Below are 9,177 nucleotides of genomic sequence, written 5' to 3' on the forward strand. Positions count from 1 at the left end.
ATGAGCGTGACCATTGCGGACGGTTAACTGCCCGTATATTGCCTGATGGACAAAAGGTCACCTACCACTATGATGGATTTGGTCGACTCAATGAGGTGGACGATGGCAAATGGCCACTGGTATGGCAATACGACAAATGTGGACGCATCACGCAAGAGCACCAAGGCTTTAGTAGTCAATATTTTGATTATGACCAAGCAGGACGCTTATTTAGAATGCGCCTGCCTGATGGTAACATCTTAACCCACTATTACCGAGGTGATGAAGTCAGCCAAATCGACCTAAACGGCCAAACACTATCGACCCACCGCTGGCAGGAAGGCAATGAAATTGCCCGTAGCATGGGGCGATTTGGGGAACTCAATTGTCATCAGCAATTTGATAGCCGTGGTCGATTGCTTAAACAAAAAGTCAGGGTCAAAGACAGCCTGAATAAACCGATTGAACGTCATTACCAATATAATGTTGCCGGTGAGCTCACCCAAATGACCGACAACTACAAAGGGGTAAAAACCTTCACCCACGACTTAAAAAGCCGACTCAGTAGCGCTAGCCACCAACCTTATAACCAAGGACAGTTACCGGATGAGCTAAGCTATAAAGGCTATCATGAGCACTTTTATTTTGACGGAGCCGATAACTTACTGGGCAGTGAAAAGCCACTTGATGAATTAAAACACGCATCATCTACTGCCAAAACCCATGGCACCCCCCAAGCACCCTGCCCCCACAGCAACAAGCTCAAGGCTAACCGCTTATTGATTCAAGGTGACCGCCATTATCAGTACGACCAATACGGCAATGTGATTCGAGAGTTACGCGGTAAACGGCAACATACTGAACACCAATTTAAATGGAATGGGCAACATCAGCTTATTGAATTTAAAAAAATCCGCCACTACTGGGACGAAAACGACAAAGACTTTCATCAAACGGTAGAAACCGTACACTGTTATGAATATGACGCCTTTGGTCGCCGAATCAGCAAAACCGACATGCAAACGGGCGATAAAACGCTGTTCTTCTGGCAAGGTGAAAACCTTATTACGGAATGCCACGCCGATGATGCGGACTTTAGTGTAGAGGTAATCCGCAATGAACACACCAAAGCCCAAGACTACCGCTGCATCAGTTACATTTACGAGCCGGGCAGCACCGGCTTTAGGCCGATGGCGCAGTTAGTCGGTCGTGGACGAGGTGGGCAAATCTACTACTACCTCAACGACCAGCTCGGCACCCCGCAAGAGCTCATAACCGCGAATGGTGACATTGTCTGGAGTGGTGTTTACAAATCCTATGGCAACCTTGCCATAGAATACCGCACCGTACCACAAAACCTGCGCTTTCAAGGGCAGTATTTTGACGAGGAGTCAGGGTTACACTATAATCGCTACCGCTATTACGACCCGTACACCGCCCGCTACATCAGCCAAGACCCTATCGGACTGGCTGGCGGTGAAAACGCCTATAGCTACGTCTCCAATCCACTGGCTTGGATTGACCCATTGGGGTTGTCGGGGTTGTCGGATGAGTGTCCGGGAATAAAAAGTAATTCAAGCCCTAATGATTCAATTTTATTATTACCAAAACCAGGAAATACATCCAATCCAAGTAGTGGTGTGGGTGCGAATAGTGTTTTCAAAATTGATAATGCGCAACAAGGTAAAAAGCTTGGTAAACATGTTCAAGATTTCGGAGGTAATGCATCAAATGCAGTTGATCGGAAAAAAGTACTAGATAAAATACATGATATAGCTAATAACCCAGATAAAATTATACCTGGTACTTTTGCAGGGCAAGGTAAAAATGGAAATAGAGGAAATGTTTTCTTTAGGATAAAAGGCTCTGATGTCGTTATAACTAAACCAAATGGTTTTTTTATTACTATCATAAAAGATGGTGTAACAGAGAGCACTTCAGTAAAAAATGCCTTAAAAGGAGCTAATTGATATGTTTCAAACTATAGAAGAATGGTTTAGAAGTATTATTGGAAAAAAACTTAATGTTATTTACGGTCTTATATATATATATATAACTGAGGATATTAATCATCCGCAAGAATTACAAATTATTTTTGAAAATGAAATAACAAGAAAAATTAGTTGTGGTTCTGATGGTTCTATGCTAAGAATTGATAATTCACCTATGATTGAAAGTGACTTAGGGGAATATGGAAAACAATTAATTATGGATATATCTAACATTCCTGTTTTTCAGCAGGCTGTGGGTGAAAAATTAGAAAAACTTGAAGTTATTGAATCAAAAAGGGAACAATGCATTGTGGGTATTAATCTTAAATTTTCTAATTCTATAATTATTAATATATTAACTATAGGAGACGAAATTTCTTACTATACGAGTATTCCGTTATCTATAGTAGAAGATGAAGAACTAATTTTTTTACCAATTACGATTACAGATATTGATTAATCAAAGTGATTAAACCAGCAAAGTTAATCATCACCTACAATGCCTTTAGCTACCGTACCAGCAAAATAGTAAATGGTGAAACTAACAAATTTGTCAGGCAAAGCAGTAGGTTTCTTGCTAAAATCGATACTAGTATGGCAATACGACAATTGTGGGCACATTACGCAAGAGCACTAAGGCTTTAGTATATATAATGCACAAAGACAATCTTACCCATCTTTTACAAGGTGATGTTTTAGTGAAAGAATTGATTTCTAATGATAAAAGATTCAGGACTTGGCTTGAGATTAGCTTGCAAATTCAGGTTGATCCTTCATTTACTTTTGTAAAGGGGAGATTCGTAATGGATTGGGATGCCAATTTTTGCCTGAACATAAAAAAAAGATATGTGAAAAATCGGAAGCTAAATTTAAAGTTCGTCAAAATTCTTTTTTTATAGAAGATATTGAAAATGGATTTGATCCTTGCTACGAATGGGTTGGCAAATTTGAATATATCAATTCAATCGATGATTTATTTAGCTACCTAGCAAAAAATAATTTGAATTTGGATGATTTTGAGTTACCCACATGGGATAATGATTATCCATTGTAAAATTTATGTTTATGTAACAAGCATAATAATATCTATTATTACGACTGCATCAGTTACATTTACGAGCCGGTTAGCACCAGCTTTAGACCGATGGCCCAGTTAGTCGATCATGGACGGGGTGGACAAATCTACTACTACCTCAACGACTAGCTCGGCACCCTGCAAGAGCTCATAACGGCGAATGGTGACATTGTCTGGAGTGGTGTTTACAAATCCTATGGCAACCTTGCCATAGAATACCGCACCGTACCACAAAACCTGCGCTTTCAAGGGCAGTATTTTGACGAGGACAAATTTGTCTGGAACAAATTTGAACAATGCTTTAGCATTGGCCCTGTAAGGGTGAGTATCAGGATGATACGAATAATCAGGGTTACACTATAATCGCTACCGCTATTACGACCCGCACACAGGTCGCTACCTCAGCCAAGACCCTATCGGACTGGCTGGCGGTGAAAACGCCTATAGCTACGTTCCTGACCCACTGGCTTGGATTGACCCGTTGGGGTTGTCGGATGAGTGTCCGGGAATTAATAATACTAATGGCAATTCAAACTCTTCTGCTCACAATGCTGCTAGTTATGAAAAATTAAAATTAGATCTTAAGACAACCGAAGCAGCTAATAATGTTGTTGAAAGTCTTAGAGAAACAGGACAGTTACCTTCAAATTACGTAACTAAGAAACAGGCTGCTCAACAAGGTTGGTCTCCAGGTAAAGCATTAAATAATACAGTGCCAGGGGGACAAATTGGGGGGGATATTTTTCATAATACAACAGGAATATTACCTAATAGCTCAAATCGTGTTTGGTACGAAGCAGATATTGGAATAAACAATAAGATGTCTAGAAGTAATCAGTTAGAGACAAGGTTGTTATATTCGAATGATGGTTTACTATACATAACAACTGATCATTATTTAACTACCACTAAAATAGGAAAATGGAAATAGCTATGAAAAAAATAGTGTTAAATGGGGAAAATATTCACTCAGAATCTGATTTTCATAAACAAATAGCAACTTTATTAGGTTTTAGTCAATACTATGGTGAAAATCTAGATGCATTATGGGATTGCTTGAGTTATGACGTAGAACGCCCAGTTTTAATAATATGGAACAATTCAGATTGTTCCAAAAGGCAGCTAGGAGAAATGACATTTAATAATATTATAAAAATATTTCAATTAGTAAAGGAACAAGATATAGACTCAAATTTAACAGAAAAAATTAATTTTGAATTAAGATAATAAAGTGTGATGCAGGAAGTTAAACCCTATGGCGACTTAGCTATCGAATACCGCACCGTACCACAAAACCTGCGCTTTCAAGGGCAGTATTTTGACGAGGACAAATTTGTCTGGAACAAATTTGAACAATGCTTTAGCATTGGCCCTGAAAGGGTGAGTATCAGGATGATACGAATAATCAGGATTACACTATAATCGCTACCGCTATTACGACCCGTACACCGCCCGCTACATCAGCCAAGACCCTATCGGACTGGCTGGCGGTGAAAACGCCTATAGCTACGTCTCCAATCCACTGGCTTGGATTGACCCGTTGGGGTTAAACAGTTGTAAACTAGGTAAGGCATTAGAAGAAGCTGGTATCGTTCGCCCCGCCAATACCGCTGCTCATCATATTGTGCCCGTAGGTGCAAGAAACGCAGCGCCAGCACAAAAAATTTTAGAGAAATATGGTATTGATATTAACGGTGCTAAGAATGGTGTGTTTTTGCCAACTAAGGACAATAAAACGCTGCCAGGAATAAGGCATAACGGTCGCCATCCTAATGACTATATTAATGAAGTCAATAAGCGGCTTAGAAATGCAGATAAAATAGGTACTAAAGAGGCAATAGAAGCTGAATTACAAAACATCGCAAATATTTTATCAAATGCCGATCGTAACGCAAATTGGAAAACGATATTGAAACCATCATAAGCGCGTATTATTGCATTTAATCATAAATAAATTAATCAAATTGGAGAAAACACAATGAAATCAAAAACTTATTTATTGAATTCAGACTTGTCTGATTATAGTCATTTTATTGAAAATTGTCCTGAGGGACAAGAAGATATGCAGGGAAGAGCAATGGATAGGGCACTATATCATCGTTGGCAACCGTTTGGTGAAGAATACCAACCTGTGACTATGGAATTGTATCGTAATGATTATGGAAAAAAGAATTATCAGTTAGATATTAGTGGATTTACAGCTCCTTTTTATGTGTTAAGTGAAAGGGCTTTAGAGTCGTTAAGTGATATTTTTCTTCCGCGTGGGCAAGTTTTACCGATTATTACCGCAAGTAAAAGAAAGAAGTTCTGGGGCTACTTTCCGACTAATGTTTTAAAAGATTGCTTTAATAAAGAAAAATCAATTTATAAACAATGGCCAAATGGTTTAATGATAGAGCATGTAGTTTTAATTGCTGACAATATTACCGATGAATATTTATTTACTATAGAAGAAGATATCCGACGAGTTTTTGTGACAGAAAAGTTTAAACAACGAGTTGAAGAGGCAGGATTATTAGCGTTTACGTTTCAAGACCACTTTGTGGTTGAAACATCATAGTTTAATGCACTACACAACAAACTCAAGGCTAACCGCTTATTGATTCAAGGTGACCGCCATTATCAGTACGACCAATACGGCAATGTGATTCGAGAGTTACGCGGTAAACGGCAACATACTGAACACCAATTTAAATGGAATGGGCAACATCAGCTTATTGAATTTAAAAAAATCCGCCACTACTGGGATGAAAACGACAAAGACTTTCATCAAACGGTAGAAACCGTACACTGTTATGAATATGACGCCTTTGGTCGCCGAATCAGCAAAACCGACATGCAAACGGGCGATAAAACGCTGTTCTTCTGGCAAGGTGAAAACCTTATTACGGAATGCCACGCCGATGATGCGGACTTTAGTGTAGAGGTAATCCGCAATGAACACACCAAAGCCCAAGACTACCGCTGCATCAGTTACATTTACGAGCCGGGTAGCACCGGCTTTAGACCCATGGCGCAGTTAGTCGGTCGTGGACGAGGTGGGCAAATCTACTACTACCTCAACGACCAACTCGGCACCCCACAAGAGCTCATAACGGCGAATGGTGACATTGTCTGGAGTGGTGTTTACAAATCCTATGGCAACCTTGCCATAGAATACCGCACCGTACCACAAAACCTGCGCTTTCAAGGGCAGTATTTTGACGAAGAGTCAGGGTTACATTATAATCGCTACCGCTATTACGACCCGTACACCGCCCGCTACATCAGCCAAGACCCAATAGGACTGGCCGGTGGTGAAAATGCCTACCGCTACGTCCCCGACCCACTGGCTTGGATTGACCCGTTGGGGTTGTCGGATGAGTGTCCGGGGGTAAAGGCTAAAAAAGAAACGAATAGCACAAATACTGAAGGGCTAACTGGCGGTGCAGCTAGAGCTAAAAAATATTCAAAGAATTGGTCTACAGGAAATCTTAACAAAGTTATTGAAAAGTTTGCAGGCGTAAATCCAATAATAACTATAACTGAAAAAGGAAAAAGAATTTATACTATGGACAGGCCACACTAATTAGTACCAGTTTAATAAGGTCATTGTTATGATAACCAAAAAACAAAAGGAACCAACAATGACAAATCCCATTTCAAGAAGAGAAAAACGCAGTTTTAGTAATGAATTTAAAAAACAGAGGGTAATGTTATACCAAAATGGCAAAAAACGAGCGGATATTGTCACCGAATACGACCTGACTAAATCCGCATTAGATAAGTGGATTAAGCAATATCAAACCACTGGTGAGTTTACAGCTCAAGCTAATCGTCGTGCTCAAGAAAATGAGCTCATAGCCCTACGTAAAGAGAATAAGCGATTGTTAATGGAGAATGACATCCTAAAGCAAGCGGCGTTGATAATAGGACGAAAATCAAATTAATCACCGAGAATCAACATCGATATAGTTTACGTGCGTTATGTCGATGTTTACAAGTGTCAAGAAATAGCTTCTATTATCAACTACAATTAACCAGTAAAAAAACAGACAAAGAGCTTAGTAAAAAAGTGAAAGCGATATTTAACGATAACTATCAAGCCTATGGAACAAGGCGACTACAAGCAGAGCTTAGGGAGAAAAGCATACTATTATCCCGTCGCCGAATTGGTCGAATCATGCAAGAAAACGGATGAGTATCAAAATATACCTGTAAAAAATATTGTGCTAATACAGAACAAAGCAACGAATCAACAGTAAGTAAGCAACTTAATCGTGAGTTTACCGTAGGCCAACAACGAAAAGTGTTAGTGACTGATTTAACTTATGTGAGAGTAAAACAACAATGGCATTACCTTTGTGTGATTATTGATGTAAGCAATCGAGAAATCGTGGGACGAAGTGCTGGAAAACATAAAAATGCTCAACTGGTTATGGATGCTATCAGCCAAATCCCTATTAACTTAAATTCAGTTGAGTTATTTCATTCAGATAGAGGAAAAGAATTTGATAATCATCTACTTGATGAATGTTTAAAGGAATTTGGCATTGAGCGTTCATTAAGCCATAAGGGATGCCCTTATGATAATGCTGTTGCTGAAGCAACATTTAAAGCGGTGAAAACTGAATTTGTGTCAAACACGATTTTTGATTCACTTGAACAACTCAGGTTGCAATTTAATCACTATGTGGATTGGTTTAATTACAACAGGCTTCATTCGTCTTTAAATTACCAGTCACCCATTGAATATAAAATGAATCTATGACCTTATCTTTTTGGTACTAAAAAGTGTGGACATACCAGGTTTCGTCTATTATCTGCCCATAGGCATTATACTGGCATTCGTAGAGGGTGTCACCTAAGCTGCCGGTAAGGGCTATGGGTGTGCCGAGGTGGTCGTTTTGATACCAGTAGAGTTTGATGTTGTCTTGCTGCGCATTGCCATGCACCAGGGCTAATGGGCGGTAAGAGTCTGGCTCGTAAAGGTAGCTTTGCCAGTGTTTATCGTTATCCGTTTCAGCAATAAGTTTACTACCTTGCCACAAATTTGTCTGGAACAAATTTGAACAACGCTTTAGTGTTGGCCCTGCAAGGGTGAGTCTCATGGATGAGACGAATACATAAACTCGGTAGTTTTACCATCCACAGTTTTGCTAGTACGACGGTTAAAGGCATCATAAGTATAAGTGATGATAAGCCCTGTCGGTTTAATCACTTTGATAAGTCGATGCCGGCAGTCGTATTGATAGTGGGTAACCAGACTGTGGTTTTTCCCGCGCTTTTCGGCAATTAGGTTACCAAAGCGGTCATATTCAAAGTATTTATCACTAAAAAAGGTTAACCGGTTGCCTTTGGCGATATTGGCATGAAAAGGCATAGGGGCTAGCGCTTGGGTTTCACTGATTTTATTGCCCGTTGGGTCGTAATCAAACTGCTCGACTTTTTCAGCATGATGCTGCTCGGGATTGACCTCAGGATAAGTCACTGTGTGTAATTGACCGGCGTTATCATAACGGTAACGGCGTGGCTGATGTCCGGTGATTTCGGCAAGCTGTCCGTTAGGATTATAGTGATACTGCTGTTGCCAAATTGGCGTTGGCGAGGTCTGGGTGCTGATATCATAACCATGATAACGTTGATGGGCAATAAGTTGCCCTAGCGGGTCATACTGGTAACGGTTAACCAGCCCATTACCCTGACGGCGTTCATACTCTCGCCCTTGTTTATCCCAACGAAAAGCGGCTAATGGCTGGTGGTCGAGTGTCATCCCCAGTAGCTGACCCTGATTGTAATGATATTCTAACCATTGCCCATCGGGCAGTTTAGTGCCATTGAGTAAGCCGGTGATTTCATCGTAGCGATGGCGGATAGTCGCCCAGTTTTGGTGCTCGGCCGTTAAACGACCAACTTTATTATATTCCCATCCTAAAACCGATTGCCCATCGAGTATTTGTGTTAATAATCCATTCTGATTGTAACTATAGTGCTCTTTTATGCCATCAGCTAGCTCTTTTACGATGAGTTTTCCACGGCTATCACGTTGGTAGCGGGTAATGAGCGGTTTTTCATCATGTTGGTTACCATACTCGTGTTTTTCAATTAAATAGCCATTTAAATCGTAATGATAAGTGGTTTTTACCTCGTCAA

10 protein-coding genes and 3 pseudogenes are annotated in these 9,177 nt (G+C 40.1%); 11 read left to right on the plus strand and 2 right to left on the minus strand.

The window, feature by feature from the left end; translation table 11 throughout:
• From A9G41_RS14825 to A9G41_RS13840, 11 genes and pseudogenes are all read left to right on the plus strand, one after another.
• Positions 1–1,949, plus strand: a 1,949-nt coding sequence (locus A9G41_RS14825; RefSeq protein ID WP_143425400.1) for an RHS repeat-associated core domain-containing protein, incomplete at its 5' end; no start/stop codon positions are given.
• 1 nt (position 1,950) lies between these two features.
• Complete coding sequence (locus A9G41_RS02955; protein WP_075539317.1) at positions 1,951–2,430, plus strand: hypothetical protein; 480 nt, start codon at positions 1,951–1,953, stop codon at positions 2,428–2,430.
• Positions 2,431–2,793: 363 nt separating this feature from the next.
• A complete protein-coding gene (locus A9G41_RS02960) occupies positions 2,794–3,024 on the plus strand; it encodes a hypothetical protein (protein ID WP_075539318.1) in 231 nt (76 codons plus the stop codon).
• Positions 3,025–3,304: 280 nt separating this feature from the next.
• The gene (locus A9G41_RS14930; RefSeq protein WP_442903288.1) at positions 3,305–3,364 is read left to right on the plus strand and encodes a hypothetical protein; all 60 of its coding nucleotides are present in this window, start codon (positions 3,305–3,307) and stop codon (positions 3,362–3,364) included.
• 27 nt (positions 3,365–3,391) lie between these two features.
• A pseudogene (locus A9G41_RS14440) lies at positions 3,392–3,976 on the plus strand (RHS repeat-associated core domain-containing protein); the annotation flags it as partial.
• Positions 3,977–3,978: 2 nt separating this feature from the next.
• The gene (locus tag A9G41_RS02970; RefSeq protein WP_075539320.1) at positions 3,979–4,272 is read left to right on the plus strand and encodes a barstar family protein; all 294 of its coding nucleotides are present in this window, start codon (positions 3,979–3,981) and stop codon (positions 4,270–4,272) included.
• Between the two features lie 91 nt (positions 4,273–4,363).
• Positions 4,364–4,429 carry a hypothetical protein gene (locus A9G41_RS14935; RefSeq protein ID WP_442902733.1) on the plus strand — a complete coding sequence of 22 codons (66 nt, stop codon included), beginning with the start codon at positions 4,364–4,366 and terminating at the stop codon, positions 4,427–4,429.
• 75 nt (positions 4,430–4,504) lie between these two features.
• A complete protein-coding gene (locus tag A9G41_RS02975) occupies positions 4,505–4,969 on the plus strand; it encodes an AHH domain-containing protein (protein ID WP_442902734.1) in 465 nt (154 codons plus the stop codon).
• A 54-nt stretch (positions 4,970–5,023) separates the two neighbouring features.
• A complete protein-coding gene (locus A9G41_RS02980; RefSeq protein WP_065583365.1) occupies positions 5,024–5,605 on the plus strand; it encodes a hypothetical protein in 582 nt (193 codons plus the stop codon).
• Between the two features lie 39 nt (positions 5,606–5,644).
• Positions 5,645–6,613, plus strand: a complete 969-nt coding sequence (locus A9G41_RS14830; protein ID WP_075539319.1) for an RHS repeat-associated core domain-containing protein — start codon at positions 5,645–5,647, stop codon at positions 6,611–6,613.
• 70 nt (positions 6,614–6,683) lie between these two features.
• Positions 6,684–7,795 (plus strand): annotated as a pseudogene (locus tag A9G41_RS13840) (IS3 family transposase).
• Positions 7,796–7,811: 16 nt separating this feature from the next.
• Here A9G41_RS13840 and A9G41_RS03000 read toward each other — a convergent pair.
• On the minus strand, positions 7,812–8,135 hold the full coding sequence (locus A9G41_RS03000) for an RHS domain-containing protein (RefSeq protein ID WP_065583367.1): 324 nt from the start codon (positions 8,133–8,135) through the stop codon (positions 7,812–7,814).
• Positions 8,132–9,177 (minus strand): annotated as a pseudogene (locus A9G41_RS03005) (RHS repeat protein); the annotation flags it as partial. The pseudogene A9G41_RS03005 and the gene A9G41_RS03000, both read right to left, overlap by 4 nt.

Origin of the sequence: Gilliamella sp. Nev5-1, assembly GCF_001690895.1 — a bacterium.
Lineage (GTDB): Bacteria > Pseudomonadota > Gammaproteobacteria > Enterobacterales > Orbaceae > Gilliamella > Gilliamella apicola_C.

Bases quoted from the DNA above. Each gene is read 5' to 3' on its own strand.
- A9G41_RS02955 (WP_075539317.1), top strand. From the start codon at position 1,951: ATGTTTCAAACTATAGAAGAATGGTTTAGAAGTATTATTGGAAAAAAA.
- A9G41_RS02970 (WP_075539320.1), top strand. From the start codon at position 3,979: ATGAAAAAAATAGTGTTAAATGGGGAAAATATTCACTCAGAATCTGAT.
- A9G41_RS02980 (WP_065583365.1), top strand. From the start codon at position 5,024: ATGAAATCAAAAACTTATTTATTGAATTCAGACTTGTCTGATTATAGT.
- A9G41_RS03000 (WP_065583367.1), bottom strand. From the start codon at position 8,135: ATGAGACTCACCCTTGCAGGGCCAACACTAAAGCGTTGTTCAAATTTG.